This window comes from Pseudoduganella rivuli (assembly GCF_009674485.1).
Lineage (GTDB): Bacteria > Pseudomonadota > Gammaproteobacteria > Burkholderiales > Burkholderiaceae_D > Rugamonas > Rugamonas rivuli_B.
The window spans coordinates 197,415-223,455 of the sequence record NZ_WKJJ01000009.1 but is presented as its reverse complement, the minus strand read 5'-3'; the positions used below and the strand labels follow the sequence as shown (position 1 = coordinate 223,455).

The 26,041-nt window shown below is 60.7% G+C and carries 26 protein-coding genes and 1 pseudogene; 19 read left to right on the top strand and 8 right to left on the bottom strand.

Annotated elements, in window-relative coordinates; all coding sequences use genetic code 11:
• Position 1: 1 nt before the first annotated feature.
• Positions 2–787 (bottom strand): ABC transporter ATP-binding protein, encoded by a 786-nt coding sequence (locus tag GJ700_RS16035; RefSeq protein ID WP_154375562.1) that lies wholly within the window; start codon positions 785–787, stop codon positions 2–4.
• Between the two features lie 85 nt (positions 788–872).
• On the opposite strand from GJ700_RS16035, the gene GJ700_RS16030 reads away from it, so the two are divergent.
• Positions 873–1,370 carry a hypothetical protein gene (locus tag GJ700_RS16030; RefSeq protein ID WP_154375560.1) on the top strand — a complete coding sequence of 166 codons (498 nt, stop codon included), beginning with the start codon at positions 873–875 and terminating at the stop codon, positions 1,368–1,370.
• Between the two features lie 33 nt (positions 1,371–1,403).
• On the top strand, positions 1,404–2,048 hold the full coding sequence (gene coq7, locus GJ700_RS16025; RefSeq protein WP_154375558.1) for a 2-polyprenyl-3-methyl-6-methoxy-1,4-benzoquinone monooxygenase: 645 nt from the start codon (positions 1,404–1,406) through the stop codon (positions 2,046–2,048).
• Between the two features lie 20 nt (positions 2,049–2,068).
• Here the strand turns inward: coq7 and GJ700_RS16020 are convergent, their stop codons facing one another.
• Entirely contained in the window at positions 2,069–2,491 is a 423-nt protein-coding gene (locus GJ700_RS16020; RefSeq protein WP_154375556.1) for an OsmC family protein, read from the bottom strand.
• A gap of 76 nt (positions 2,492–2,567) precedes the next feature.
• Positions 2,568–4,091 carry a methyl-accepting chemotaxis protein gene (locus tag GJ700_RS16015; protein ID WP_154375554.1) on the bottom strand — a complete coding sequence of 508 codons (1,524 nt, stop codon included), beginning with the start codon at positions 4,089–4,091 and terminating at the stop codon, positions 2,568–2,570.
• 172 nt (positions 4,092–4,263) lie between these two features.
• Here GJ700_RS16015 and GJ700_RS16010 point away from each other — a divergent pair, with 172 nt between their 5' ends.
• On the top strand, positions 4,264–6,459 hold the full coding sequence (locus GJ700_RS16010; RefSeq protein WP_154375552.1) for an NHL repeat-containing protein: 2,196 nt from the start codon (positions 4,264–4,266) through the stop codon (positions 6,457–6,459).
• 46 nt (positions 6,460–6,505) lie between these two features.
• Here the strand turns inward: GJ700_RS16010 and GJ700_RS16005 are convergent, their stop codons facing one another.
• Positions 6,506–8,638, bottom strand: a complete 2,133-nt coding sequence (locus GJ700_RS16005; protein WP_154375550.1) for an Ig-like domain-containing protein — start codon at positions 8,636–8,638, stop codon at positions 6,506–6,508.
• Between the two features lie 187 nt (positions 8,639–8,825).
• On the opposite strand from GJ700_RS16005, the gene rplM reads away from it, so the two are divergent.
• The 5 genes from rplM (at position 8,826) to erpA (ending at position 11,697) form a co-directional block, all read left to right on the top strand.
• Positions 8,826–9,254 (top strand): 50S ribosomal protein L13, encoded by a 429-nt coding sequence (gene rplM / locus GJ700_RS16000; protein ID WP_028102306.1) that lies wholly within the window; start codon positions 8,826–8,828, stop codon positions 9,252–9,254.
• Between the two features lie 9 nt (positions 9,255–9,263).
• A complete protein-coding gene (gene rpsI / locus GJ700_RS15995) occupies positions 9,264–9,656 on the top strand; it encodes a 30S ribosomal protein S9 (RefSeq protein ID WP_154375548.1) in 393 nt (130 codons plus the stop codon).
• Between the two features lie 152 nt (positions 9,657–9,808).
• Positions 9,809–10,846: an N-acetyl-gamma-glutamyl-phosphate reductase gene (gene argC, locus GJ700_RS15990; RefSeq protein WP_154375546.1), complete on the top strand. Its 1,038-nt coding sequence runs from the start codon at positions 9,809–9,811 to the stop codon at positions 10,844–10,846.
• A 3-nt stretch (positions 10,847–10,849) separates the two neighbouring features.
• Positions 10,850–11,233 carry a hypothetical protein gene (locus GJ700_RS15985; RefSeq protein WP_154375544.1) on the top strand — a complete coding sequence of 128 codons (384 nt, stop codon included), beginning with the start codon at positions 10,850–10,852 and terminating at the stop codon, positions 11,231–11,233.
• A gap of 92 nt (positions 11,234–11,325) precedes the next feature.
• Positions 11,326–11,697: an iron-sulfur cluster insertion protein ErpA gene (gene erpA / locus GJ700_RS15980; RefSeq protein WP_154375542.1), complete on the top strand. Its 372-nt coding sequence runs from the start codon at positions 11,326–11,328 to the stop codon at positions 11,695–11,697.
• Between the two features lie 32 nt (positions 11,698–11,729).
• Here erpA and GJ700_RS15975 read toward each other — a convergent pair whose 3' ends face one another.
• Together GJ700_RS15975 and GJ700_RS15970 are read right to left on the bottom strand one after the other, a co-directional pair.
• The gene (locus GJ700_RS15975; protein WP_154375539.1) at positions 11,730–12,827 is read right to left on the bottom strand and encodes an anhydro-N-acetylmuramic acid kinase; all 1,098 of its coding nucleotides are present in this window, start codon (positions 12,825–12,827) and stop codon (positions 11,730–11,732) included.
• A 161-nt stretch (positions 12,828–12,988) separates the two neighbouring features.
• On the bottom strand, positions 12,989–14,368 hold the full coding sequence (locus GJ700_RS15970) for a M23 family metallopeptidase (RefSeq protein ID WP_154375537.1): 1,380 nt from the start codon (positions 14,366–14,368) through the stop codon (positions 12,989–12,991).
• Positions 14,369–14,525: 157 nt separating this feature from the next.
• On the opposite strand from GJ700_RS15970, the gene tyrS reads away from it, so the two are divergent.
• The 11 genes and pseudogenes from tyrS (at position 14,526) to GJ700_RS15915 (ending at position 24,040) form a co-directional block, all read left to right on the top strand.
• Positions 14,526–15,782 carry a tyrosine--tRNA ligase gene (tyrS, locus tag GJ700_RS15965; RefSeq protein WP_154375536.1) on the top strand — a complete coding sequence of 419 codons (1,257 nt, stop codon included), beginning with the start codon at positions 14,526–14,528 and terminating at the stop codon, positions 15,780–15,782.
• Positions 15,779–16,225: a D-aminoacyl-tRNA deacylase gene (gene dtd / locus GJ700_RS15960; protein WP_154375534.1), complete on the top strand. Its 447-nt coding sequence runs from the start codon at positions 15,779–15,781 to the stop codon at positions 16,223–16,225. The genes tyrS and dtd overlap by 4 nt, the downstream gene beginning before the upstream one ends.
• Positions 16,226–16,237: 12 nt before the next feature.
• A complete protein-coding gene (locus GJ700_RS15955; RefSeq protein WP_154375532.1) occupies positions 16,238–16,876 on the top strand; it encodes a YbhB/YbcL family Raf kinase inhibitor-like protein in 639 nt (212 codons plus the stop codon).
• Positions 16,877–16,880: 4 nt separating this feature from the next.
• Positions 16,881–17,519 carry a histidine phosphatase family protein gene (locus GJ700_RS15950; RefSeq protein WP_154375530.1) on the top strand — a complete coding sequence of 213 codons (639 nt, stop codon included), beginning with the start codon at positions 16,881–16,883 and terminating at the stop codon, positions 17,517–17,519.
• Positions 17,520–17,699: 180 nt separating this feature from the next.
• Positions 17,700–18,716, top strand: a complete 1,017-nt coding sequence (gene dusB, locus GJ700_RS15945; protein ID WP_371867979.1) for a tRNA dihydrouridine synthase DusB — start codon at positions 17,700–17,702, stop codon at positions 18,714–18,716.
• Between the two features lie 65 nt (positions 18,717–18,781).
• On the top strand, positions 18,782–19,015 hold the full coding sequence (locus tag GJ700_RS15940) for a helix-turn-helix domain-containing protein (RefSeq protein WP_154375528.1): 234 nt from the start codon (positions 18,782–18,784) through the stop codon (positions 19,013–19,015).
• Positions 19,016–19,120: 105 nt separating this feature from the next.
• Positions 19,121–20,707: a bifunctional phosphoribosylaminoimidazolecarboxamide formyltransferase/IMP cyclohydrolase gene (gene purH, locus GJ700_RS15935; RefSeq protein ID WP_154375526.1), complete on the top strand. Its 1,587-nt coding sequence runs from the start codon at positions 19,121–19,123 to the stop codon at positions 20,705–20,707.
• A 170-nt stretch (positions 20,708–20,877) separates the two neighbouring features.
• A pseudogene (gene ruvC, locus GJ700_RS15930) lies at positions 20,878–21,366 on the top strand (crossover junction endodeoxyribonuclease RuvC); the annotation flags it as partial.
• A 206-nt stretch (positions 21,367–21,572) separates the two neighbouring features.
• On the top strand, positions 21,573–22,154 hold the full coding sequence (ruvA, locus tag GJ700_RS15925) for a Holliday junction branch migration protein RuvA (protein ID WP_154375522.1): 582 nt from the start codon (positions 21,573–21,575) through the stop codon (positions 22,152–22,154).
• 54 nt (positions 22,155–22,208) lie between these two features.
• The gene (gene ruvB, locus GJ700_RS15920; protein ID WP_154375519.1) at positions 22,209–23,267 is read left to right on the top strand and encodes a Holliday junction branch migration DNA helicase RuvB; all 1,059 of its coding nucleotides are present in this window, start codon (positions 22,209–22,211) and stop codon (positions 23,265–23,267) included.
• The gene (locus tag GJ700_RS15915) at positions 23,267–24,040 is read left to right on the top strand and encodes a glutaminyl-peptide cyclotransferase (protein ID WP_154375517.1); all 774 of its coding nucleotides are present in this window, start codon (positions 23,267–23,269) and stop codon (positions 24,038–24,040) included. Before ruvB ends, GJ700_RS15915 begins: the two co-directional genes overlap by 1 nt.
• 33 nt (positions 24,041–24,073) lie before the next feature.
• Here GJ700_RS15915 and GJ700_RS15910 read toward each other — a convergent pair whose 3' ends face one another.
• Together GJ700_RS15910 and GJ700_RS15905 are read right to left on the bottom strand one after the other, a co-directional pair.
• A complete protein-coding gene (locus GJ700_RS15910; protein WP_154375515.1) occupies positions 24,074–24,814 on the bottom strand; it encodes a VPLPA-CTERM sorting domain-containing protein in 741 nt (246 codons plus the stop codon).
• Between the two features lie 115 nt (positions 24,815–24,929).
• A complete protein-coding gene (locus GJ700_RS15905) occupies positions 24,930–26,024 on the bottom strand; it encodes a branched-chain amino acid aminotransferase (RefSeq protein WP_154375513.1) in 1,095 nt (364 codons plus the stop codon).
• Positions 26,025–26,041 lie beyond the last annotated feature (17 nt).

Here is a 26,041-nt window from a genome sequence, read left to right as displayed (position 1 = left end):
CTTACATCTCGCGTTCTTGATTGATGACGCTGACAAACGCATCGTACAAATCCGCGCTGCCGCCCAGGTGGCGCAATTCATCGACCGTGCCGTGGAATTCCGTCTTGCCCCGGTTGATGATGCAGACGCGGTCGCACAGTTTTTCCACTTCATGCAAATGGTGGGTGGAAAAGATCAGCGGCACGCGCAGCGCCTTGTAGCTGGCGATAAAGTCCAGCAGGATTTTCGCCGACATGACGTCCAGGCCCGTGGTGGGTTCGTCCAGGATCACGAGGCGCGGCTCGTGCACGACGGTGCGGGCAATCGCGCATTTTTGTTTCATGCCGGTCGACAGCTGGTCGGCGCGCTTGTCCGCGTATTCGTGCATGCCGAGCAGGTCGAACAATTCGTCGCAGCGGCGCGCCAGGTAGGGCGCGCTCATGCCGTGCAGGCGGCCAAAGTATTCGACGTTTTCACGCGCCGTCAGGCGGCCATACAGCCCGGTGGAGCCGGACAGGAAGCCGATTTGCTGGCGCGCCGCCAGCGGGTCCTGCAACAGGTCGATGCCGTTGACCCACGCATGGCCGCTGTCGGCCTTCAATGCGGTGGACAGCAGCCGCAACGTCGTGGTCTTGCCGGCGCCATTGGGCCCCAGCAAACCCAGGACTTCGCCGGCCGCGCAGCTGAAGCTGACGTCGCGCACGGCGTGGAACCAGCCATCATGGTCGCGCGGATCGCGCACCTGGACGGATTTGCCTTTGGCGGACGGAAGGGGGAAGCGTTTGGCGAGATTGCGTACGTCGAGCATGCGGTCGCCCTGTTATTAATATGGTTGCAAGATTAGCACGCCGAAATTCTGGCTCGCAAGAAGCAAACCCGTTATAGTTTTCTTCATGAAGAAACCGAACGCCTTTCTGGATCCCGCCACGCAGGAAAAAATCCTGGCCGTCACCCGCGCCGGCGTCACCCGCGACGAAGCCACGGGGTTTTTCCGGGTGGCGCTGGGTTTGCATTACCTGTCCGGCCTGATGACCAAGGAAAAGCTGGATTTCGCCGCGCTGGACCGCGAATACAACCGGTTTATCTATCACGCGATCGGCAAGGGGCACAGCATTACCAGCATCCTGCAATACATGAGCGGTGAAAAAGTCATCCGCGTGGTGGATTCTCCCCGCTTTTTACAGGCGTTCCACGAATGCTGCGATGACGTGCCGGTGCAAAGCATTCCGTTCCTGCTGGGCCTGAACCTGGGCGTGGCAAAAGACTTGTCGGGGATCGACGTGCGGGGGCCGGTGGCGGACTGGATAGAAAAGCAGCGCATGCTGCGCGAAGAGAAGGAAGCCGAGTTGGCCGCTCAGGCTCTCGGGAAAGGGCAGTCCGGCGGCATATAATGATGTTTTCAGTGCTAAATTGAGAGTTTCATCATGTCTGCCAACCGTCACCATCATCCCCTGGACCGGTTCATCGCCAGCGCTGACAAGGCGTTGCGCGTGGTTGCCGGTGTTGCGTCCGCGTCGCGTCCGAGTCCCGCAGTCCATGCCGACGACGCGGTCTTGAGCGAATCCGAACAGCGCCACGCGGCAGGCCTCATGCGCGTCAATCACGTCGGCGAAGTGATGGCGCAGGCGCTGTACAACTCGCAGGCGCGCTTTGCGAAAAGCGAGGAAATCCGCACGCAGTTCGAACTGGCGTCGCGCGAAGAGGAAGACCACCTGGCGTGGACCGCGCAGCGGCTGCACGAACTGGGGTCGCAGATCAGCGTGTTGAATCCCCTGTTTTATGCGGGCGCTTATGCGCTGGGCACGGTGGCTGCCGTGATGGGCGATGCGCGCAGCCTGGGCTTTGTGGTGGAAACGGAAAAACAGGTCGAGGCGCACCTGGCCAGCCACCTGGAAAAACTGCCGCCGCAAGACGCGAAATCACGCGCCATCGTCGAACAGATGAAGACCGATGAAATCGCGCACGGGGAAAAGGCGCAGCAACTGGGCGCGGAAGAAGCGCCGCTGCCGGCGCGGATGGCGATGACGGTCATGGGCAAGATCATGACCAGCACCGCCTACTACATTTGATTAACTGATTGGTAACGGAATTACGCTTCGACGATTTCGTACGAATGCGTAATTTCGGCAGTCTTGGCCATCATGATGGAGGCCGAGCAATACTTTTCGTGCGACAGGTTGACGGCCCGTTCCACCGCCGACTGTTTCAGGTTCTTGCCCGTGACGGTGAAGTGGAAGTGCACCTTGGTGAAGACTTTCGGGTCCACGTCAGCGCGTTCCGCTTTCAGGGTCACGTCGCAGCCCTGCACATCTTCGCGGCCCCGTTTCAGGATCAGCACCACGTCATAGGCGGTGCAGCCGCCCGTGCCCAGCAAGACCATTTCCATCGGACGGGGCGCCAGGTTGTGGCCGCCGCCTTCCGGCGCGCCATCCATCGTCACCATGTGGCCGGAGCCCGTTTGCGCCCGGAAGCTCATTCCCGACGGGCCATTCCAGCTGACTTTGCATTCCATTTTCCATCTCCGCAAAAATATAAGTTGCGGCTATTGTAATGGAGGGGACCCGGCCTTGCAGGCGGGGCGATTCCCGCTAATCTTTCAGCGCTTCGTGCTGCAGGCCGAACATGAAGCCCCCCCAGTGGCGGCCATTCACATAGACGGGCTGCGATACCAGCACGAAAATGTCGCCGATATCGCGCATGTAAGCCTGGAACAGGAAGTCGCGCGTGTCGTTGGCCACGTTGGACAGCATCTGGTTGCCGTTGTGGAAGCGTTTGTCGCGGCAATGGGCCGTGTCCCACGCCACGTCTCCGCTGGGCTTGTTGCAGTATTTCGAGACGTGCGTCGGCGGGTAGGTTTCGCCCTGCGTGCACATGACGGCCAGGTCGCAGCCGGGAATGCTTTCAGCCCACCCATCGAACAGGGGACGGAACAGCTTTTCATACGCCATGTCGTACGTGGTGTGGTATTGCTGCGGGTTGGTGCCGGGGATCGGCTGGTAGTTCTTGTCGAACACGTCGAAGCCCTGGTCCACCAGCTGTTTCAAGCCTTTTTCGCATTCGCGCCGGCATTCGTTCAGGCGCACGATGACCTTGTCGAACGCCGCTTCGCCCAACGTGACCTTGCCCAGTTCGCGCATGCCGTCTTCCGCGGCGGCCGTCAATTTGCGCGACCGCGTGCTGCACGCGCTCATGGCTTTGGCCATGTCTTGCGACAGGTTGCGCATCTGGCCGATGTTGTCGCTGATGGTATTGTTGTTGTCCGTGACGCGGTCGACGATATCGCGGATCGAATCGATTTCGCTGGACACGCGCACGCTGCCGCCGGCAAAGGTGTCCAGTTGCTGCGTGGTGGCGCCCATCACTTCGCAAGTGCGGCCGATGCGCTCCGTGATGGTGGCGGCCACCGTGGCCGTGTGCTGCGAATGCTGCTGGATTTCTTTCACTTGCGCCGTGACGGACACGGCCAATACGCGCGTGCGTTCGGCCAGACTGCGCACCTCGGACGCCACCACGGCAAAGCCGCGCCCCTTTTCGCCGGCGCGCGCCGCTTCGATCGATGCGTTCAGCGACAGCAAATTGGTTTGCTGGGAAATCTCTGAAATTTGATGCATGAGGCCCAGGGTGGACTTGGTCCCTTCCAGCAGCTTGCCGATATTGGCGTTAAAGGTTTGCATGACTTCGGCCGCTTCGCGCGCCTGGTCATTGGCTTGCGCCATATCGGTGCGGGCGGTGGACATGCCGGACGCCAGGTCATTGGCAAAGCCGGCAATTGTGCTGATGCTTGACTGTACCACCTGCACTTCGCTGGATGAACGCTCGGCCAGTGAATAGATGTGGCTGCTGAGGTCTTGCTGCTTGTTCGCGTGTTCCGCGGCTTCCTTGATTTGCTTGCCGATGTGGACGGCTTCGACGGACATGCCGATGTTATGCCCCCGCACCAGGCGCATCACGGGCCGGAAATCAATCCCTCCCTTGCGTGATGAAAGCCAGAGCAGCAGGGCGCCGCCGATCAGGTATGCCAGCGCCCACCACGGCGCGCCTGCCAGCAAGATCAACACGGAGCCTGCCAATAGCAGGATGCAATGCACGACGGCTGTGGTCAGGGTCATCATCGTATGGGTGAAGTCGGAAAATTCCTACAGGGGAGGCACGCATGCAGCTTACTACCTGTTTTCGTCATATGGCAATTGGCGAACAGGTCCCTGTTGCTGGCTCACACACTATTGCGCATACTTGCGGAGTTAAGCAGCACGCTCCTTTTCCTACCAATCCAGGAGGTACACGATGACGCAAACCACGTTGGAACCAAGCGGCAACTTCAAGCACATTTGCCATTATGGCGAGCTGGTCTTGCCGGGCATGACGAAGAGCGGCGAACTGCCGCCGAACTTCACGATGAACTCGCCGGTCGGCATTGCGCGCGACAATTACGACCACGTGTGGGTCTGCGATACGGGCAACAGCCGCGTGCTGGTGTTTACCGCCGACCTCGACCACTTGCTGCACGTGATCGACGCCACCCCGGAAAAAGGCGGCAAGGACAAGCGGCTGCTGATGCCGTTCCACCTGTGTCCGCATCCAACGGAAGACATCATGTATTGCACCGACATGGGCAATGGCCGCGTGGTGGCATTCGAATACGATGAACACGGCGTGGACTTCCAGTTCGCGTTTGGCGACAAGGCAACCAAGTCGTTTGTCCCGCTGAGCGACCCGAACGGCATCACCATCATCCGCGAAGCCAGCGGCGACCACTATATCTATGTGGCCGACGAATTCTTCCACACCGGCGACGATGTGCGCAGCCGCTGCGTGAAGTTCACGCTGGACGGTGATTTCGTGCTGCAATTCCGCACCGTGAAAGACATCGACCATACGCACGACCTGCTGTGGCCACAGGGCCTGGCCAGCGACAGCAAGGGCAACCTGTACCTGGCCAACACCGGGTATTACGAAGTGCTGAAGATCGATACCGCGTGGCCCGTCAAGGATGAAGTGGTGGTGGCGCCGAAAGAAACCGCGCTGCTGCACACGTTCGGCAACCCGGCCGGTATCGGCAAGTTCAATGTGATGCGCTCGGTCTGCGTGATCAACGATTACGTGTTCGTGCCGGGCCAGGTGGAAGGCGCGCTGACGATTTACAATCCCGATGGCGTGCTGCAGGAAACCGTGGTCGGCATGCTGCCGCTGTGGAACCACAAGCCGGAGGTGGCGCATTCGTATTCGGACTGGATCTACAACTCGCTGGAAGACCGCGTGTTCGTCAGCCCCTACCAGATCTGCGCCGGCAAACAGAAAAACACGTATTACATTACCGAGCCGTTTGCCTCTACCGTGCTGCACACCGGCATCAACATCATCGATGACGATTTGCCGACCGTGGCGGTGTTGCTGGATTCCGTCGGCCACCGCCGCGACAATGCCAACAAGGCGCTGGCCACGTCGCAATTCAATTGCATGACGTCGGTGATCCGGGTCGACCCGAAGCGCAAGAATGGCAAGGGCAAGCTGCCGGAACGGAATTGGCTCGATGGCTGGGCCAAGACCACGGCGTCGCTGTACCAGTACTGGTACGAACAAGTGCTGGTGCATACCGGCTTCGATCCGCTGGCGACGGTCGGTACCTCTTCGTACAACATTGACTCCGGCAACTGGTGCCTGAAAACCTTTGATACCGCCGCCGATCCCTACACGCAGTTGCAGAACATGGTGCGCGGCTTCTTCACGCCGGGCGACCTGGCGATGACGGCATACTATCCGGCGCAGCCGCTGCTGGGCCAGATCTGCCCGGGCACGCCGCTGATCTTCATCACTAACTTCAACATGTGCACGGTGTCGATGTTCCAGTATGGCCCGAACGGCCATCTGCTGAACTATGGCGTGCCGTTCGGCCGCGAAGGCATCGGTGGCGAGGGAACCCTGAAGGCGCCGCAAGGCATTGCCGTCAACAGCCACGGTGAAATCTTCATTGCCGATTCGCTCAACAACCGCATTTCGATGTGGCAGCTGGAAGCGACCGGCCTGGTGTCGTTCGTGAAAAACTTCCGCTGGAAGGAAGATGGCAAGGAGTTGATGACGTTCACGCCGTGCGACGTCGACGTGGATTCGCAAGACCGCGTGTTCGTGTGCGACCAGTTCAACAATTGCATCCGCGTGTTCGACCGCGAAGGCAACAGCCTGTGGTCGTATGGCGAAGCAGGGTATTGCGACGACCTCGACAAGGATTACGAAAAATTCTACCTGCCGGCCAGCCTGTGCATCGATTCGGAAGACAACCTGATCGTCAACGACCTGGTGAACCGGGCGTTGAAAGTGTTCAAGATCAATGGCGATACGCTGGAATATGAAACGGGCGACCTGGTATTCAAGCGCTATCCGGAAGTGGGCGGCGTGTGGATGCCGTTCTTTATCTATGCGCACAACCGGCATGTGTATGTGCCGGATACCACGTTCAACGTGGTGAATGTGTATCAGTATTAAGTAAGCAGGAAGGCGGGCAGGCCTGCGCCTGCCCGTTTGTCCTCAATCAGCCGAGCGGGGTGTATTCAAACCCCAGCTTGATGCTGCCAATGACTTGCGCCTGGTTTTCCGTGCCTTCACTGAACCCGGCCAGGACTTCGGCGCGGTCCGCGCCTTTATCCAGCACATTGATCCAATAGTCATAGCCAGCCTGGTCCGGTGCGCGGTGCAGGATATTCGCGTACAGCTTGCTGAGGAATTGCTTGTTGTCGGGATTGGCGCTGCCCATCAGGGTGGCAAACTCCGTGCTGTGCAGGAAGCTGTTGGCGACATCGCGCATGGTCGTGCCGTTGTCGACCTGCTTCAGCCAGTAACCGACGCCGGCCGCATCGGGCGTGCGGTCGAAGGCTGCCTGGTAGAGGCGATAGACCATGCCGCCATTGGCGCCTGCGCCCACGTCGAGCGCGATGGACTTGTCACTGAATTGCAGGCGTTCCACGCTGATCAGCAATTGGGTGCTGGCATCGCTGGCATGCGCGACAGTATAGCGGCCCTCGGTGTTGATGCCGATTTGGGCATCCGCCCGCTTCATTGCCAATGATGCAGAGTCTATGCCTGCGCCGCCATCGATCACATGGCTGCCTGGCGTGACTGCAAACCTGTCCATACTGTTAGTGCCGCTGATGTTTTGGCTGCTCTTGATGGTGAGCTGGGTGTACGCGGCAGGCGATTGGTGGCTGGCCGCGTCCGTGGCGCGAACATTGATGCCATATATGCCATCGCCCAGCAGATCGGTACGGAGTTGCCAGACACCATCGCTACCTGCCACCGTGGTGCCGATCGTGCGCTCGACAGGCAAGCTGGCGCCGCCATCCGGCGACGTGGTCACTGTAATGGCGGCAAACGGTTCGGCGCTGCCGCTCAATAGCGGCCGGTTGCTGTCGGTAACGCCATTGATGCTGGCAACCGGATTCAATACCGGGGTGGCAGGCATCGTCGTGTCGACTTTGAATTTTAATTCTGTCGCAGGGGACGTGTTGCCGGCGGCATCCGTTGCCGTGACTTGCCAGGTATGGCTGCCTTCCGCTACCGCCGATACCGACCCCGACCATTTGCCGTTGGCTTGTGCTGTCGTCTTGAAGATCAGGCTGCCATTTTCAGTGATGGTCAGCGTGGCATTCGGAACCGCGGTGCCTTCCAGCGGCACCAGTGAAGCAGGCAGGACGTCCTGCGACAATGAAACCACCGGGGCCGACGGCGCCTTGGTGGCAATGGTGAGTATGAGGAAGCGATCCATCGATATGTTGCCGGCGGCATCTGTAGCGCGTGCCTTGAGCGTATGCGCGCCATCGTCCAGCTTGCTCACGGTGGTGGACCATGTGCCATCGCTGCGCGCGGTGGTGGTGCCGATAACCGTGCTATCGTCAAGGATCGTGATTTTTGCACCGGCTTCCGCTTCACCGCTGAGTACAGGCGTGGCGGTGTTAAGCGTGCTGTTCGATAAGCTTTCTTTCCACACAGGCCACGTTGGTGCAATTGTGTCGAGCGTGAAGTCGATCGCCGCACTGGGCAAGGATTGATTGTCGCTGCTGTCGACAGCCACAGCAGTTAACTTGTAGCTGCCGGACGCAAGCCAGGTGGACGATTGCGTCTCCTGGTATGCCCAGTTGCCATTGCTATCGGCGACAGTGCTTCGGTAGGTGACGCCGTTCGCCTTGATCAGGACGGTGCTGTTGGCTTCGGCAGTCCCTTTCAGCGACAGGTGGTTGCCGGGTGACCCTATGCCGGACACCATGACCGGCGCTGCCGGCGGCGTAATGTCAGCCAGGTCATAGCTGATGGCATAGCCGGCTGTCGAGTCGAACAGGGCATGCACTTCCAGATAATAATCGCCGCTCGTCGAAGGGGTGAAGTTGAGCCGTTCCACCTTTTGCAGGCCGGTGCTCATGGTTGCAATTTGTATCAGCCCTGTTCCGCCCGAGGCCAGCGGGGATAATTGGGACACGGTGCCAATCAACGCTTTGGTTGGCGCCAATCCTTCAATGGCGCCGGCAAACAGCGCCAGCGAATACGTTTTGCCTGCTTGCAGGGTCAGCCTGAAATAATCCGCATCCCAGGAGGCCTCGATCTGCCCCAAGGCAGGAATGCCGTACGTCAGCGCCGTGGCAGTTGTATAGGTATTGCTGTGATCGTCGCTCATGCCTGCAGCCAAAAGCACGGATCTTAGCACAAGGCCGCTTTGGCGGGGTTGACCCCCGGCGCCTTTCTGGGCTATACTCGCAGGCTTTCCATTCGCTCAGGAAAAGTAAACAAGAAGGCTGCGTCCGCTGCAACACCAGGGCGGAACCACCATTTGAGCGTTGTTATCTTTCACAGAAAGTCAAAACATGAAAACTTTTTCCGCTAAGGGCCATGAAGTCCAGCGCGATTGGTTCGTGATTGACGCGACGGACAAAGTCCTCGGCCGTGTTGCCAGCGAAGTGGCACGCCGACTGCGCGGCAAGCATAAGCCAGAATTCACCCCTCACGTTGATACCGGCGACTTCATCGTTGTCGTAAACGCAGGCAAACTGCGCGTGACCGGCACCAAAGCAACCGAGAAGACCTACTACCGTCACTCGGGCTACCCAGGTGGCATCTACGAAACCAACTTCCTGAAAATGCAACAGCGTTTCCCTGGCCGCGCCCTGGAAAAAGCTGTCAAAGGCATGCTGCCAAAAGGCCCACTGGGCTATGCAATGATCAAGAAGCTGAAAGTGTACGCTGAGGGTTCGCACCCACACGCTGCCCAGCAACCTAAAGCACTCGAATTCTAAGGAACTGACATGATCGGTAACTACAACTACGGCACCGGCCGTCGCAAGAGTGCAGTGGCTCGTGTGTTCATCAAAGCTGGCACCGGCCAGATCATCGTCAACGGCAAACCAGCCGCTGAGTACTTCTCCCGCGAAACCGGCCTGATGGTGATCCGTCAGCCGCTGGAACTGACCGGCAACACCGAACGTTTCGACATCAAAGTCAACGTGCACGGTGGCGGCGAGTCCGGCCAGGCAGGTGCAGTGCGCCACGGTATCACCCGCGCCCTGATCGACTACGATGCAGCGCTGAAGGGCGATCTGGCACGCGCCGGCTTCGTTACCCGCGATGCACGTGAAGTTGAGCGTAAGAAAGTTGGTCTGCGCAAAGCACGTCGCGCAAAGCAATTCTCGAAGCGTTAATTTCGCTTATACAGTTACCCGGCTTGCCCGGGTGCTGTACGAAAGCCGCCTGGTTCGCCTGGCGGCTTTTTGTTTTCCAGGGTCCGGCGACGCCTGTTTTCCAGCACTGCTAAAATACACTCCCTTTTTACTTTTACCTTCAAGGAAAGAACATGATCAAAGTTGGCATCGTCGGCGGCACCGGATATACCGGAGTGGAACTGCTGCGATTGTTGGCAGTCCATCCGCAAGTGCAGCTGACGGCAATTACGTCGCGCAAGGAAGATGGTTTGCCGGTGGCTGACATGTATCCTTCCCTGCGCGGCCACGTCAACCTGGCGTTTTCCGCGCCGGATAAAGTCGACCTGACGCAGTGCGACGTGGTGTTCTTCGCCACTCCGCACGGTGTGGCGATGGCGCAGGCGCCTGTGCTGCTGAAAGCCGGCGTCAAGGTGATCGACCTGGCGGCGGACTTCCGCATCAAGGATCTGGCGGTCTTTGAAAAGACGTACAAGATTCCGCACACGGCGCCGCAACTGATCGACGAAGCCGTGTATGGCTTGCCGGAACTGAACCGTGACGATATCAAGGGCGCGAACCTGATCGCCAATCCGGGTTGCTACCCGACCACCATGCAGCTGGGCTTTGTACCGCTGCTGAAGGCGGGCCTGGTCGATGCGGGCAACCTGATCGCCGACTGCAAATCCGGCGTGTCCGGCGCGGGCCGCAAGGCGGAAATCGGCATCCTGTTCTCGGAGTCGTCCGACAACTTCAAGGCATACGGCGTTTCGGGCCACCGCCACACGCCGGAAACCGTGGCGCAGTTGCAGCGTTTCAGCAAAGACAAGGTCAACCTGATCTTTACGCCGCACCTGGTGCCGATGATCCGTGGCATGCATTCGACGTTGTATGCGCGCCTGACCAAAGAGATCAGCAATGAGGAATTGCAAAAGCTGTTCGAGGACGCATATCAGGATCAACCGTTCGTCGACGTGATGCCGTGGGGTTCGCATCCGGAAACCCGCAGCACGCGAGGCGCCAACGTGTTGCGCCTGGCGCTGCACCGTCCGGACAATGGCAACACCGTGATCGTGCTGGTGGCGCAGGACAACCTGGTCAAAGGCGCGTCGGGTCAGGCGGTGCAGTGCATGAACTTGATGTTCGGCCTGGAAGAAGGTACCGGCCTGAACAACATCGCACTGTTGCCGTAAGCAGTGAAGGAAACCAAGGGCACGGTGGTGCTGGAAGAGCGGCGGGCGCCCCTGGTCGCCCGCGTGCTTGGCATTGCCGTGGTGCTGGTGATGGGGGGCGTGCTGGTGGTGTGGGGCGTCGATCTGGGCAAGCGCATCGTCGGCGCCAGCCATGGGCAAGCGTTGCCGGATGTGCAGCAGCAACTGGAGGACGCGCAGGCGGAAATTGCGCGGCTGACGGCGGAGCGCGATGCGTTGCAGGCGGTGCTGAAGGCTGCCGGGGTTGCGCCGCCGGCTGCGGCTGGTGCGGTTTCTGCTTCGGCGGTGGCTGTCGCGCCTCCGGGTGCGCCGGCGGTTTCGGCCAGCACGGCGGCATCCGGCACGATTACCGCATTGCCAGCGAAATAACGCTGTTGCGCGGCGGCTCGTAGAATGGACCGCCTACAGCATGAGTCCGTACGACGGTCTATAATAAGGCATTGATTTTTAAGGAGTACCAAATGAGTGCAGTAGCAGAAGCCACGCAAGCGCAAGACGCGATTCCATCGCCCATCGTTTTCACCGATGCGGCAGCGGAAAAAGTTGCGCAACTGATCGAGGAAGAAGGCAATCCTGACCTGAAATTGCGCGTCTTCGTGCAAGGCGGCGGCTGCTCCGGCTTCCAGTATGGTTTCACGTTTGATGAAATCACCAACGACGACGACACCACGATGGAAAAAAATGGTGTCCAGTTGCTGATCGACGCGATGAGCTACCAGTACCTGGTTGGCGCGGAAATCGACTACAAGGATGACCTCGAAGGCGCCCAGTTCGTCATCAAGAACCCGAATGCACAGTCGACCTGCGGCTGCGGTTCGTCGTTCTCGGTTTAATCCTGTTCCAGGATGCCGCTGTACCCGCGCTGTCAGCGCGGGTACAGCGCGCCCAGCACCCGTTCTCCCTTCGCTCCCGTCACCGCGGGTAAATTCCCTGCCTGCCGCTCATTGAAGCGGAACGCCAGCCACGCGAACGCCAGCGCTTCCATGCGGTTCGGCGGCACGCCCAGCGCATCGGTCGATGCGACCTTCACGTTCTCTCCCAGCCTGCGTCCGATCGCCTGCATCAGTACGCTGTTGTACGCGCCGCCGCCGCACACGTAGACCGCTTCGGTGCGCGGGGCGTGCGCCGTGATGGCGTCGGCCAGCGACTGGGCGGTCAGTTGCAGCAGCGTGGCTTGCACGTCTTGCGGCGGCGCCGCCGGATGGGCTGCCAGATGGCGTTGCAGCCAGTCCATGTGGAACAAGTCGCGGCCCGTACTTTTTGGCGCGGGCAGGGCGAAATAGGGGTCTTGCAACATGGCATCCAGCAACGGCTGGATCGCCTGGCCGGTGGCGGCCCAGGCGCCGTCGTCGTCATAGGCTTTGCCCAGGTGCTGCGCGATCCAGGCGTCCATCAGTACGTTGCCGGGGCCGGTATCGAAGCCGGTGGCCTGGTTGTCGCCCCTGAGGATGCTGATGTTGGCGATGCCGCCGATATTGGCCAGCACGCGGGTTTTGCCTTGCTGGGCAAACAGTGCCTGGTGGAACGCGGGCACCAGCGGCGCGCCCTGGCCGCCGGCCGCGATATCGCGGCTGCGGAAGTCCGCCACCACGTCGATGCCGCACAATTCCGCCAGCAGGGCGGGGTTGTTGGTCTGGCGCGTAAATCCCAGTTCGGGACGGTGGCGGATGGTTTGCCCATGCACGCCGACGGCGCGCACGTCGGCTGCTTTCATTTCCGTGGGGGCGAGGATGTCGGCCACGCATTGCGCGTACAGTTGCGCAAGGCGGTTGGCGGCCAGCGCTTCGCGCTCCAGTTCATTGGGCGACGCGGCCTGCAGCGCCAGCAACTCGGCCCGCAAGTCGTCAGGGAAGGGCACGTAGGCCGCCGCCATGGCACGCGCCGCCCCCGCCCAGAAATCCACCAGCACGCCATCGACGCCATCGAGGCTGGTGCCGGACATCAGGCCGATATACAAGCTCATAAGTTCCCCACAATAAGTTCCCTGTATTGTCGCCTGCTTCGCGGCCAACGCAAAACCCGAACACGGCCGGATAAGCCCCTGATTTGCCGGCTTGACGTCGGCGGGGCATAAAAAACGGCGCCACGCGGGCGCCGTCTTGTTTTGCTGCAGGGGAGGCTGGCTTATTTGGCTGCCAGCGTTGCGGCGCGGCCGTTCGGGCGCAGCAGGGCGAAGCGGTGCATCATTTCACCGGAGACCGACTTGAAGCGCGTCATTTCCGCGGTCGTCAGCGGCGCCTGCTGGATCATGGCCAGTTTCGACGGGTCTTTCGCGTCGCCACCCACACGGAATTCATAGTGCAGGTGGGCGCCGGTCGACCAGCCCGTCGAGCCGACGTAACCGATCACATCGCCCTGTGCGACTTTCTGGCCCTTTTTCAGGCCCGGGGCGAAGCCGCTCATGTGCGCATAGGCGGTGGTGTAGTTGGCCCAGTGCTTCAGCACGACCAGGTTGCCGTAGCCGCCCTTGTCCATGCCGGCAAAGTCCACCACGCCATCGCCCGCGGCGCGGATCGGGGTGCCGGTGGCGGCCGCGAAGTCGATGCCCTTGTGCTGTTTCCAGTTGCCGGAAATCGGGTGCACGCGCATCGAGAAGCCGGACGAAATACGGGAGAATTCCAGCGGCGACTTCAGGAACGCTTTTTTCAGCGCCTTGCCGTCGAAGCTGTAATAGCCGCCCTGGCCGGAAACCGGGTCTTCGAACCACACGGATTGATAGGTGACACCGCGGTTGGTGAATTCGCCGGCCAGGATGCGGCCTGCCTTGACGAACTCGCCATCCTGGTAGAACGATTCATAGACGACATTGAAGCTGTCGCCGCGTTTCAGGTCGGAACGGAAGTCGATGTTGGTCGAGAACATCTCGACGATTTGCTTGACGACGGAATCCGGCAGCTTGGCGCCGTCATTGGAATTGTCGGTCGCGGCAAACAGCGTGCTTTCAATCGTGCGCGAATGCATTTCCACGCGGCGTTCCAGCTTGGCCGCGACTTCGGATGCTTCGAATTTGTCACCGTTACGGGTGATGGAAATATTCTTGACAGGAATATCCTTGCCATCCACCACGGTGGCGCGCAGCCAGATCAGGTTGCCGTTTTCATCGGTCTGGGCCTGGACACGCTTGCCGGTTTTCAGCTGCATGACGCCCTTGGCGACTTTGTCTTTCTTGATGAAGTTCTCGGCGGCATCATCTTCCACACCCAGGCGCGTCATCAACGCGGCCAACGTGTCACCGGCGCGGATGCGCTCTTCGTGCACGTATTTTTCAGTGGATTCCTGCTGCTGGAGGGCGGCGATTTGATCAGACAGGCTTGGCAGTGCGAGATCGGTGGTCACCGAGGTGACCGGCAGTTCCGCGGCATCAGGCGCCAGCGGAGCCACGCCGGCCGCACCAAAAGCGCACACAGCAAGAAACAATGCTGATGCACTCATGATGCGCGCTTTGCGCGTCGAACCTAGCAAGTTGACCAGACCGGAGCCTGTGAATTTGTTTATAGGGTCCATGCAATCAGTTAAAATTTGCCGCTTGAAACTTCCGGAACTTTGATATTTTTATAGTTGTCTGTTTGGTTCGTTTTCGTACGGCAAGATTGATCGGATCGCGAATTATATCAAACTATCGGACTCCTCCTACATTTTTAAGAGAACGCGTTACACCCTTATGGACCAGACAACCCATTCGCCCAAGAAGGCGTCCCCCGCCGTATTGCCGCTGACCGACAGCGTCCAGGAAGCCCTGGCCATCACCAAGCGCGGCGTCGATGAGCTGCTGATCGAAAGCGAATTTGCGCAGAAACTGGCCCGCTCGGAACAGAGCGGTGTGCCACTGCGCATCAAGCTGGGCCTGGACCCGACGGCGCCTGACCTGCACCTGGGCCACACGGTGGTGCTGAACAAAATGCGCCAGCTGCAGAACCTGGGCCACCAGGTGATCTTCCTGATTGGCGACTTCACGTCGATGATCGGCGACCCGTCCGGCCGCAACGCCACCCGTCCGCCGCTGACCCGTGAACAGATCGAACAAAACGCCGCCACGTACTTCAAGCAGGCGTCGCTGGTGCTCGATCCCGCCAAGACGGAAATCCGCTACAACTCGGAATGGTGCGACCCGCTGGGCGCGCGCGGCATGATCCAGCTGGCGTCCCGCTACACGGTGGCGCGCATGATGGAGCGCGACGACTTCACCAAGCGCTACAAGGCTGGCACGCCGATTTCCGTCCACGAATTCCTGTACCCGCTGATGCAGGGCTACGATTCCGTCGCGCTGAAGGCCGACCTGGAGCTGGGCGGCACCGACCAGAAGTTCAACCTGCTGGTGGGCCGCGAACTGCAAAAGGATTGGGGCCAGGAGCCGCAGTGCATCCTGACCATGCCGCTGCTGGAAGGCCTGGACGGCGTGGAAAAAATGTCGAAGTCCAAGAACAACTACATCGGCATCACGGAAGCGGGCAACACCATGTTCGGCAAGCTGATGAGCATTTCGGACGACATGATGTGGCGCTACTATGATTTGCTGTCGTGGAAGTCCATCGACGATATCGCCCAGCTGAAACGCGAAGTGGCGGAAGGCCGCAACCCGCGCGACGCCAAGGTGGCGCTGGGCCAGGAAATCGTCGAGCGCTTCCATTCGCGCCAGGCGGCGGAAGAAGCGCTGGCCGACTTCGTCAACCGTTCCAAGGGCGGCATCCCGGACGACATCCCGGAACTCGCGCTGACGGGCGCGCCGGCCGGCATCGCCAACGTGCTGAAAAACGCGGGCCTGTGCGCTTCCACGTCGGAAGCTATGCGCATGGTGGAGCAGGGCGGCGTGCGCATCGATGGCGCCGTCGTCAGCGACAAGGGCTTGAAAGTCGAAGCGGGCACCTTCGTGGTGCAAGTCGGCAAGCGCAAGTTCGCCCGCATCACGCTGACCGCATGATCGGCTTGCTGCAACGGACCTCCAGCGCGAAGGTGGTGGTCGATGGCGCCACCGTGGGCGAGATCGGCCACGGGCTGATGGTGCTGGTGTGCGCGGAAAAGGGCGACACGGAAAAGGAGGCGGATGCCTTGCTGGCCAAGCTGCTGGGCTACCGCGTGTTTTCCGACGACGCCGGCAAGATGAACCTGAGTGTGACGGACGTGGCGGGCGGCCTGCTGCTCGTGCCGCAATTCACGCTGGCGGCCGATACGAAATCCGGCACCCGTCCCTCGTTCAGCCCGGCGGCAGCGCCGGCCGATGGCGAGCGCCTGTTCAATTACTTTGTCGAGCGCGCGCGCAGCCGGCACGCCGTGGTGCAGACGGGCCGCTTTGGCGCCGATATGAAAGTGTCGCTGACCAATGACGGTCCGGTGACGATCTGGCTGCAAGTCGAGCCTAAGTAAGGGGAGGCAGTAATGAAGCTGTGGAGTGATTCCTTTAAAGATGGCGGCGCGATTCCCGCCGAATTTGCCTTTGCCGAACAGGACGCGGCCACGCACATCCGCCTGTCGGCCAACCGCAACCCGCACCTGGCGTGGGACGACGTGCCGGCCGGTACCGAATCCCTGCTGCTGGTCTGCATCGACGGCGACGTGCCGACCATCGGCACCGACGTCAACCAGGAAGGCAAGACGTTGCCAGCGTCGATGCCGCGCGCGGATTTCTACCACTGGGCCCTGGCCGATATCCCGGCCACGCAAACGTCGATCGCCGCCGGCCAGCTGGCCGATGGGGTGGTTGCCAAGGGCAAGGCGGGTCCAGATGCGGACCTGGGCGGCGCCCCGGTCCGCCAGGGCGTCAACGATTACACTGGCTGGTTTGCCGCCGATGCACAGATGGTGGGCGATTATTACGGGTATGACGGCCCATGTCCTCCGTGGAACGACGAACGCATGCATCATTACGTTTTCCGTTTGTATGCGCTGGATGTGCCGCGCCTGCCCCTGGAAGGCCGCTTCACGGGGCCGCAAGCGCTGGATGCGATACGCGGCCATATCCTGGACGAGGCGCAGTACATCGGCACCTATACATTGAATCCCGCAGTCTCTCAATAAATAGATGACGAAAATACTATTGATACGCCACGGCGAAACCGCGTGGAACGCGGTGCGCCGCCTGCAGGGCCACATCGATATCGCCCTCAATGACGAGGGCGTGCGCCAGGCGCATGCCTTGGCCCGTGCGCTGGCGGACGAACCGCTGGCCGCCATCGTGTCCAGCGACTTGCAGCGCGCCGTGCAGACCGCGCAGGCCGCCAGCGAGCACCACCCGTTGCCGGTATTGCAAGATCCGCAATTGCGCGAGCGTGCCTATGGTGTGTTCGAAGGCATGTTGTATGCGGATATCGAGCGCACCTACCCGGTGGAATTCGCCGCCTGGCAGTCGCGCGATGCGGACGCCATGATGCCGCACGGCGAGCGGATCGCGGAAAGCTTCCGGCAGTTTTACCAACGTTGCATCGCCGCCATCACGGAGTGGGGCCAGCGTTATCCGGGCAAGACCATTGCCATCGTGGCCCATGGCGGCGTGCTGGAATGCGCGTACCGGGCGGCCAAAGGCATGAGCCTGGACAGTCCCCGCGACTTCCAGGTGCGGAACGCCAGTATCAACCGCTTCACCCTGTCCGGCGGCAAGCTCACGCTCGATAGCTGGGGCGAAGTCGACCACCTTGCGCTGGCGCTGGACGACATTATTTAAATTCATGTTGGAAATGACAACGGCGGCACCCCGTGCCGCCGTTGTCATTTCTGCACGGAAAATCTGTGTCATAACGTTTATGCTGCACAAACAATCGAACAATACAAAATTGTGCTTATTAATTGAGCAGCTGTTCGGTTAAAATAGCCGGCTTCCCCATTCGAGAAACAGGCATACACGGTGCAGATCGGTCCGCATATCCTCCGCAATAACGTCTTTGTCGCCCCCATGGCGGGCGTGACAGACCGGCCATTCCGGCAACTGTGCAAGCAGTTGGGCGCCGGCTACGCCGTGTCGGAGATGGCAGCGTCCAACCCGCGCCTGTGGGCCAGTGAAAAAAGTTCGCGCCGTATCGACCATGCTGGCGAGATGGAGCCGAAAGCCGTGCAAATTGCGGGCGCCGATCCGCAAGACCTGGCTGACTGCGCCAAATTCAACGTCGACAAGGGCGCGCAGATCATCGACATCAACATGGGCTGCCCCGTGAAAAAGGTGTGCAACAACTGGTGCGGTTCCGCACTGCTGCAGCACGAAGACCTGGTCGAGCGCATCGTCAATGCGGTGGTGCGCGCGGTGGATGTGCCTGTCACGCTGAAATTCCGCACCGGCTGGGACCGGGAAAACAAGAATGCGCTGCGCATTGCCCGCATCGCCGAGCAAGCCGGTATACAAATGCTGACCTTGCACGGCCGCACGCGCGCGGACGGCTACAAGGGCGACGCGGAATATGACACGATTGCCGCCGTGAAAGCGTCGGTGAAGATCCCGCTGGTGGCCAATGGCGATATCACGACGCCGGAAAAAGCCCGGTTCGTGCTGGAGAAAACCAAGGCGGACGCCATCATGATCGGCCGCGCCGCCCAGGGCCGCCCGTGGATCTTCCGCGAAATCGATCATTTTTTGCGCACCGGGGAACATTTGCCGCCGCCGATGGTCGAAGAAGTACGCCACCTGATGGATGAACACTTACAGGCGCACTACCAGTTTTATGGCGAATACCTGGGCGTGCGCACGGCGCGCAAGCACATCGGCTGGTACGTGCAAGACCTGGCCGGTGGCGAGGAATTCCGCCAGCGCATGAACCGCATGGAATCGACGGACGAGCAGTTGCTCGCAGTCAACGAATTTTTTGAATCGCAATTGAAGTACGGCGAACGGTTACAATACCGCCTCGCCGAACAAATGCTGGCAGCTTGATAGTTGCATGAATAGTGACTATGACTGCGCCCAGTTGGCAGAACATTTAGCAAGAAGATAAGAATATGAGCAAAGAAAGCATCCAGGAAGTCGTCCAGAAAAGCCTCGAAGATTACTTCAATGACCTGGGCGAACAAAAGGCTTCCAATGTATACGACATGGTCGTGCTGACCGTGGAAAAACCCATCCTCGAAGTCGTCATGACGCGTGCCGACGGCAACCAGTCGCATGCCGCCCAGATGCTGGGCATCAACCGCAATACTTTGCGCAAGAAATTGCAGGAACACGGCCTGCTGTAAACGGCCCCCCTGACGTCCCGGCTTGCATGGCTGTGACCCGGCCATGTTGCCGAGATCTGCTACACGAACGTGTCTCCCAGAATACTCAACAACCTAGCCACAGCCATGATCAAACAAGCTCTCATTTCCGTATCCGATAAAACCGGCGTACTGGACTTTGCCCGCGCCCTGTCCGCCATGGGCGTCAATATCCTGTCCACCGGCGGCACCGCCAAGCTGCTGGCCGATAACGGCGTGCCAGTGACCGAAGTTGCCGATTACACCGGTTTCCCGGAAATGCTGGATGGCCGCGTGAAGACGCTGCACCCGAAGGTGCACGGCGGCATCCTGGCGCGCCGCGACTTCCCGGAGCACATGGCCAAGCTGGAAGAGCACAACATCCCGACCATCGACATGGTGGTGGTGAACCTGTACCCGTTCCAGGCAACGGTGGCGAAAGATACCTGCACCTTGGATGACGCGATCGAGAACATCGATATCGGCGGCCCGGCCATGCTGCGTTCGTCGGCTAAGAACCACAAGGACGTGGTGGTGATCTGCGACCCGTCCGACTATGGCGTGGTGCTGGCGGAAATGAAGACCACGGACAATGCGCCTGGCTACGTCAGCTACGAAACCCGTTTCATGCTGGCGAAAAAAGTGTATGCCCACACGGCACAATACGACGGCGCCATCGCCAACTACCTGTCCAGCCTGGGCCCGGACCGTTCGCACGCGACCCGTTCGTCCTACCCGCAAACCCTGAACGTGCACTTTGAAAAAGTGCAGGACATGCGCTACGGCGAAAACCCGCACCAGTCCGCTGCGTTCTACCGCGACCTGGCGCCGGTGAAAGGCGCGCTGGCCAACTACCGCCAGCTGCAAGGCAAGGAACTGTCGTTCAACAATATCGCTGACGCGGATGCCGCATGGGAATGCGTGAAATCCATGGGCGGTTTCGACCAGCCTGCCGCCTGCGTCATCATCAAGCACGCCAACCCGTGCGGCGTGGCGCTGGGCGTCAACGCTGCCGACGCGTACAAGCGCGCACTGCAAACGGATCCGACCTCCGCTTTCGGCGGCATCATTGCCTTCAACGTGGAAGTGGACGCTGCCGCCGCCACCGAACTGGCGAAACTGTTCGTCGAAGTGCTGATCGCGCCATCGTTCTCCGCTGAAGCGAAACAAATCCTGTCGGCCAAGCAAAACGTCCGCCTGCTGGAAATCCCATTGGGCGACGGCGTCAACGGCATGGATTTCAAGCGCGTGGGCGGCGGTCTGCTGGTGCAATCGGCCGACGCGAAAAACGTGTTGCTGGCCGACCTGAAAGTCGTGACCAAGCTGCAGCCGACGCCGCAGCAGTTGCAAGACCTGATGTTTGCCTGGCGCGTGGCCAAGTACGTGAAGTCGAACGCGATCGTCTTTTGCGGCAATAACATGACCTTGGGCGTGGGCGCCGGCCAGATGAGCCGTATCGACTCGGCCCGCATCGCTTCCATCAAGGCGCAGAACGCCGGCCTGACCCTGGCGGGTTCCGCCGTGGCGTCGGATGCCTTCTTCCCGTTCCGCGACGGCCTGGACGTGGTGGTCGATGCCGGCGCCACCTGCGTGATCCAGCCGGGCGGCTCGATGCGCGACCAGGAAGTCATCGATGCGGCCGACGAGCGCGGCGTGGTGATGCTGTACACGGGCACCCGTCACTTCCGTCACTAATCAGTACCCGGAGCGTCTGCTCCTGTAGGGCGGTTTTGCGCAAGCCAAGCCGCCATGCGTGCACCGTTGCCAGCTGATGCAGCACTGGATGGCATGCATGGCGGCTTCCTTCGGAAACCGCCCTACTGTTTTTATATACAGCTATGAATCATCCCGGGTACAATCCGGGGATGATTATTCTCGGCATCGACCCCGGTTTGCGCACCACCGGCTTTGGCGTCATCCACAAGCACGGCCACAAATTGCGCTACATCGCTTCGGGCACCATCAAGAGTGGCGAAGGGGAATTGCCTGCGCGTTTGAAGGTCATCCTGGACGGCGTGGCGGAAGTTGCCGCCACCTACAAGCCGGACTGCGCGGCCATCGAAAAAGTGTTCGTCAACGTCAACCCGCAATCGACGCTGTTGCTGGGACAGGCGCGAGGCGCCGCCATCTGCGCGCTGGTCAGCCATGGCTTGCCGGTCGCGGAATATTCTCCCACCCAATTGAAACAAGCCGTGGTCGGCACCGGCCGCGCCGCCAAGGAACAGGTGCAGGACATGGTGGCGCGCCTGCTGGCATTGCCCGGCTTGCCCGGCACCGATGCGGCCGATGCGCTGGGCGTGGCAATTTGCCATGCGCACAGCCTGGACATGGTGGCGATTGCGGGCGCGGCGCAGGCGCTGCAAATCCTGCAGGGATCGAAGCCAGCGCGGCGCAGCTTGCGCGCGGTGGCGGCCGGCATCGCCAATGACCCGGTCGTGCCGGTGGCCGCCAAGCGCACGGTGCGCGGCGCCACATCCTCCGCCACGGCCATCGACCTCGGTGCGCTGCGCATGCGGCGCGGCCGGCTGGTCGGCTGAACTCACTTTTATTGAAAGACATTATGATCGGGCGTCTCTCCGGCATCCTGCTTGAAAAAAATCCGCCGCAATTGCTGGTCGACGTTGCTGGCGTCGGCTATGAAGTCGATGTGCCGATGAGCACGTTCTACAACTTGCCCGGCGTGGGCGAAAAAGTCGTGCTGTTCACGCACCAGGCGATCCGCGAAGATGCGCATTTGCTGTTCGGCTTTGGTAATGCGGAAGAACGGGCCGTGTTCCGCCAGTTGATCAAGATTTCCGGCGTCGGCGCCCGCACGGCGCTGTCGATCCTGTCCGGCATGTCGATTGCGGATCTGTCGCAGGCGGTCACGTTGCAGGAATCGGGCCGCCTGGTGAAAGTCCCCGGCATCGGCAAGAAGACGGCGGAACGCCTGTTGCTGGAATTGAAGGGAAAACTGGGCGCGGACATCGGCGCCACCGGCGGCGTGCACGCGGCGCCCGATGCGCAAACCGACATCCTCAACGCGCTGCTGGCATTGGGGTATTCTGACAAGGAAGCATTGCTGGCCCTGAAGAAGGTGCCGGCCGATGCCGGCGTTTCGGACGGCATCAAGCTGGCGCTGAAGGCGCTGTCCAAAGGATAATCATCGTCATCCGCGCGTTGGCGGAGAAGCAGGCCCCACCCGGATCACCGAAGCATGAGCATTCAAACCGACCATTTCACCGAACAGCGCATCATCGATGCGGCCCCTTCGTCGCCCAACGAGGAAGCCATCGAACGCGCGCTGCGCCCCAAGCTGCTGGACGAATACGTCGGCCAGTCGAAAATCCGCGACCAGCTGGAAATCTTCATTACCGCCGCCCGCAAGCGCCAGGAAGCGCTGGACCACACGTTGCTGTTCGGCCCTCCGGGCCTGGGCAAGACCACGTTGGCCAACATCATTGCGCGCGAAATGGGTGTGAATCTGCGGCAAACGTCCGGCCCGGTGCTGGAGCGCCCCGGCGACCTGGCCGCGCTGCTGACCAACCTGGAAGCCAACGATGTGCTGTTCATCGATGAAATCCACCGCCTGTCGCCCGTGGTCGAGGAAATCCTGTATCCGGCGCTGGAAGACTACCAGATCGACATCATGATCGGCGAAGGCCCGGCGGCGCGTTCCGTGAAGCTGGATTTGCAGCCGTTCACGCTGGTGGGGGCAACGACCCGCGCCGGCATGCTGACCAATCCGCTGCGCGACCGCTTCGGCATCGTGGCGCGGCTGGAGTTTTACACGGTGCCGGAACTGACCAGGATCGTCACGCGCAGCGCCGCGTTGCTGAAAGCATCGATTGCGCCGGAAGGGGCGGCGGAAATCGCCCGCCGTGCGCGCGGCACGCCCCGTATCGCTAACCGACTGCTGCGCCGCGTGCGCGACTTCGCGGAAGTGAAGGGCAATGGCGACATCACGCAGCAAATCGCGGCCGACGCGCTGGTCATGCTCGACGTCGACACCGTGGGCTTCGACGTCATGGACCGCAAGCTGCTGGAAGCCGTGCTGTATAAATTCGGCGGCGGGCCGGTCGGCGTGGGCAACCTGTCGGCCGCGATCGGCGAAGCCGCCGACACCATTGAAGACGTGCTGGAACCATACCTGATCCAGCAAGGCTATTTGCAGCGCACGCCGCGCGGCCGCGTGGCCACGCCGGCGGCCTATAAGCACTTCGGCGTCACGCCGCCACGCACCAATCCGAACGGAGAATTGTGGGATGACCTTTAATGTTGAAGCTTAATATGATGCGTGCCGCCGCGATGGGACTGGCAACGGTGATGGCAGCGCACGCGCAGTCGGCGGTGCCGGTGTATGGCTACACGGTAAAGAAGTCGTATCCGCATGATGCCGGCGCCTTCACGCAAGGCTTGTTTTTCCAGGATGGTTTCCTGTACGAGAGCACCGGCCTGAATGGCCGTTCGTCGGTGCGGCGCGTGGATCTGGAGTCGGGCAAGGTGCTGCAAAAGCGCGATATCCCGCAACAGTATTTCGGCGAAGGCATTGCGCCCATGGGCGGCGACATCGTGGCGCTGACGTGGACCTCGCAGACCGGTTTCATCTTCGATGCGAAAACCTTCGCGCTGAAGCAGACTTTCAATTATCCGGGCGAAGGCTGGGCGCTGACCACCGATGGCGAACGCTTGTACATGAGCGATGGTACACCGTACATCCGCGTGCTGGACGGTAAAACCCTGGGCCAGACGCGCCGCATCCGTGTCACGGCCGATGGCGTGCCGCTGGACCAGATCAATGAACTGGAATGGGTGGAAGGCGAAATCTACGCGAACATCTGGCAAACCGACCGCATCGCCCGCATCGACCCGTTCAGCGGGCGGGTGGTGGGGTGGATCGATCTGTCCGGCCTGGCGGGGCAGGCCAACATCGTGCCGGGGAGCGACAACGTGTTGAACGGCATTGCGTACGACAGCAAGGCGCACCGGTTGTTCGTGACGGGCAAGCTGTGGCCGAAGATCTTCGAGATTGAAGTGAAGAAGAAGTAAGCCGGGCAGGGGCACCCGGCTGGAACACCCTTGTTATTTGGCGCCGGCCGTCTTGCGGCGGCGCACTGCCGCCAGCATACCCAGGCCAGACAGCATCAGCAGCGCCGATGCTGGTTCCGGAATGGCGGTCAGCGAGGTGATTTCACCGTCCAGTGTGTACGTCATTTGCCGGTCAGCGTCCGTGTAGGTATAACGGAATAATGTGTTCCGGAATGCGCCGAGGTCCGGCAGCGACGGTAAATCGGTGGTGTCGAACGCCATCTGGGTAGGATCCTGCAGGGTTAATCCGACAGACTGATTGGAGCCATCGGCGCCGAATGCAAGGCCCAGCAGTTCGAACATGTCGCCAAACCAATTGTTCGCGACCAGGATAGAGGTACCGGACAACGATGTATTTGGCCAGAAGCCACTCTGGAACGACAGGCCGCCTTCAAAATCGGCGGTGATGGTATTGGACTGCACACCATATTCATACCGATGCAACTGTCCCGGGATTTCATAGTCGGGGAACGGCGTGCGCGGCGTCGCCGAATCATAGCTCATACGGCCGGTCACTTTGGCGCCATTGGCGATGTCGTGGCCGAGGATGTTGACAGCATCGATAAAGGTAACTTGCGACGACTGTTCGCGGATGGAAGTGAGCGTCGCCGTATAGTCATACCGAAGTGGTTCGGCGTGTGTGGTGCTGGCAATGCCAAAGCTGGCGGCGATGGCGATGGCGGCGGTAGAGAGAGTTTTTTTCATAACAAATTGAATAAATGCAATAGTTGCCATTTGACACTAACATATACAATTTGTCTATATTTTTAGATCACTGTTGTTGTATCTATAATGAAAAATGCCCGGCGGGCGTGCAGTCGGCCGGGCATCGAGGGGGGCAAGCCTGTACTTAGCAGACCTTGTGCATCCAGCCGTGCGTATCCGGCGCGGTGCCGTGTTGCAGGCCCAGCAGCGCTTCGCGCAGCGCCATCGTGACGGGGCCGTTTTCACCGTTGTTGATGGTGAAGTTGAAGCCTTTGGCTTTCACTTGGCCGACCGGCGTGATGACGGCGGCGGTGCCGCAGGCGAATACTTCGGTCATGCGGCCGCTGGCGATGTCGTCGCGCCATTGCTGGGTCGTGAGTTTGACTTCGCGCGATTCGTAGCCCAGGTCCTTGGCCACTTGCAGCAGGCTGCGGCGGGTGATGCCTGGCAGCAGGGTGCCGGTCAGTTCCGGCGTCACGATCACAGGCTTGCCGTTTTCGTTATAAACGAAGAACAGGTTCATGCCGCCCATTTCTTCGATGTACGAACGGTGCACGGCGTCCAGCCACACCACCTGGTCGCAGCCTTCATCCTGCGCCTGGGCTTGCGCCAACAGGCTGGCCGCATAGTTGCCTGCGCACTTGGCTTCGCCCGTGCCGCCCGGCGCGGCGCGCACGTAGTCTTCGCTGATCCACACGGTGACCGGCTTCACGCCTTGCGGGAAGTAGGCGCCCGCCGGCGACGCGATCAGGACGAACAGGTATTCCTTCGACGGACGCACGCCCAGGAACGCATCGGTGGCGATCATGAACGGACGCAGGTACAGGCTCTCGCCCACGTTTTTCGGCACCCAGCCCTTGTCGATGCTGATCAGCGCATCGGCGGCCTTCATGAACAGTTCCACCGGCAGGGCCGGCATCGCCAGGCGGGCCGCGCTGCGGTTGAAGCGTTCCGCGTTGGCTTCCGGACGGAAGGTGCCGATCGAACCGTCAGGCTGCATGAAAGCCTTGAAACCTTCGAAGATTGCCTGGCCATAGTGCAGCACCGACGCCGATGGCGCCAGGGTCAGCGGGCCATATGGCTTCACTTCGCCTTGCTGCCACGCGCCATCCTTGTAGGCGATGGTCACCATGTGGTCGGTGAACAGTTTGCCAAAGCCTGGCGACGCCATCAGTTTTTCGCGTTCAGCGGCGGACAGGGCGGTGGTGGATGGCTTGATCAGGAGGTCTGGAGTGCTCATGGATATGTCTAAGTGAG

Bases quoted from the DNA above. Each gene is read 5' to 3' on its own strand.
- rplM (WP_028102306.1), top strand. From the start codon at position 8,826: ATGAAAACTTTTTCCGCTAAGGGCCATGAAGTCCAGCGCGATTGGTTC.
- GJ700_RS15910 (WP_154375515.1), bottom strand. From the start codon at position 24,814: ATGGCAACTATTGCATTTATTCAATTTGTTATGAAAAAAACTCTCTCT.
- GJ700_RS16030 (WP_154375560.1), top strand. From the start codon at position 873: ATGAAGAAACCGAACGCCTTTCTGGATCCCGCCACGCAGGAAAAAATC.
- GJ700_RS16015 (WP_154375554.1), bottom strand. From the start codon at position 4,091: ATGATGACCCTGACCACAGCCGTCGTGCATTGCATCCTGCTATTGGCA.
- GJ700_RS15940 (WP_154375528.1), top strand. From the start codon at position 18,782: ATGAGCAAAGAAAGCATCCAGGAAGTCGTCCAGAAAAGCCTCGAAGAT.
- ruvA (WP_154375522.1), top strand. From the start codon at position 21,573: ATGATCGGGCGTCTCTCCGGCATCCTGCTTGAAAAAAATCCGCCGCAA.
- argC (WP_154375546.1), top strand. From the start codon at position 9,809: ATGATCAAAGTTGGCATCGTCGGCGGCACCGGATATACCGGAGTGGAA.
- GJ700_RS16020 (WP_154375556.1), bottom strand. From the start codon at position 2,491: ATGGAATGCAAAGTCAGCTGGAATGGCCCGTCGGGAATGAGCTTCCGG.
- GJ700_RS15915 (WP_154375517.1), top strand. From the start codon at position 23,267: ATGTTGAAGCTTAATATGATGCGTGCCGCCGCGATGGGACTGGCAACG.
- GJ700_RS15950 (WP_154375530.1), top strand. From the start codon at position 16,881: ATGACGAAAATACTATTGATACGCCACGGCGAAACCGCGTGGAACGCG.
- GJ700_RS15970 (WP_154375537.1), bottom strand. From the start codon at position 14,368: ATGGACCCTATAAACAAATTCACAGGCTCCGGTCTGGTCAACTTGCTA.
- GJ700_RS15905 (WP_154375513.1), bottom strand. From the start codon at position 26,024: ATGAGCACTCCAGACCTCCTGATCAAGCCATCCACCACCGCCCTGTCC.
- tyrS (WP_154375536.1), top strand. From the start codon at position 14,526: ATGGACCAGACAACCCATTCGCCCAAGAAGGCGTCCCCCGCCGTATTG.
- ruvB (WP_154375519.1), top strand. From the start codon at position 22,209: ATGAGCATTCAAACCGACCATTTCACCGAACAGCGCATCATCGATGCG.
- GJ700_RS15975 (WP_154375539.1), bottom strand. From the start codon at position 12,827: ATGAGCTTGTATATCGGCCTGATGTCCGGCACCAGCCTCGATGGCGTC.
- GJ700_RS15955 (WP_154375532.1), top strand. From the start codon at position 16,238: ATGAAGCTGTGGAGTGATTCCTTTAAAGATGGCGGCGCGATTCCCGCC.
- GJ700_RS16010 (WP_154375552.1), top strand. From the start codon at position 4,264: ATGACGCAAACCACGTTGGAACCAAGCGGCAACTTCAAGCACATTTGC.
- purH (WP_154375526.1), top strand. From the start codon at position 19,121: ATGATCAAACAAGCTCTCATTTCCGTATCCGATAAAACCGGCGTACTG.
- GJ700_RS16005 (WP_154375550.1), bottom strand. From the start codon at position 8,638: ATGAGCGACGATCACAGCAATACCTATACAACTGCCACGGCGCTGACG.
- dtd (WP_154375534.1), top strand. From the start codon at position 15,779: ATGATCGGCTTGCTGCAACGGACCTCCAGCGCGAAGGTGGTGGTCGAT.
- GJ700_RS16035 (WP_154375562.1), bottom strand. From the start codon at position 787: ATGCTCGACGTACGCAATCTCGCCAAACGCTTCCCCCTTCCGTCCGCC.
- rpsI (WP_154375548.1), top strand. From the start codon at position 9,264: ATGATCGGTAACTACAACTACGGCACCGGCCGTCGCAAGAGTGCAGTG.
- coq7 (WP_154375558.1), top strand. From the start codon at position 1,404: ATGTCTGCCAACCGTCACCATCATCCCCTGGACCGGTTCATCGCCAGC.
- erpA (WP_154375542.1), top strand. From the start codon at position 11,326: ATGAGTGCAGTAGCAGAAGCCACGCAAGCGCAAGACGCGATTCCATCG.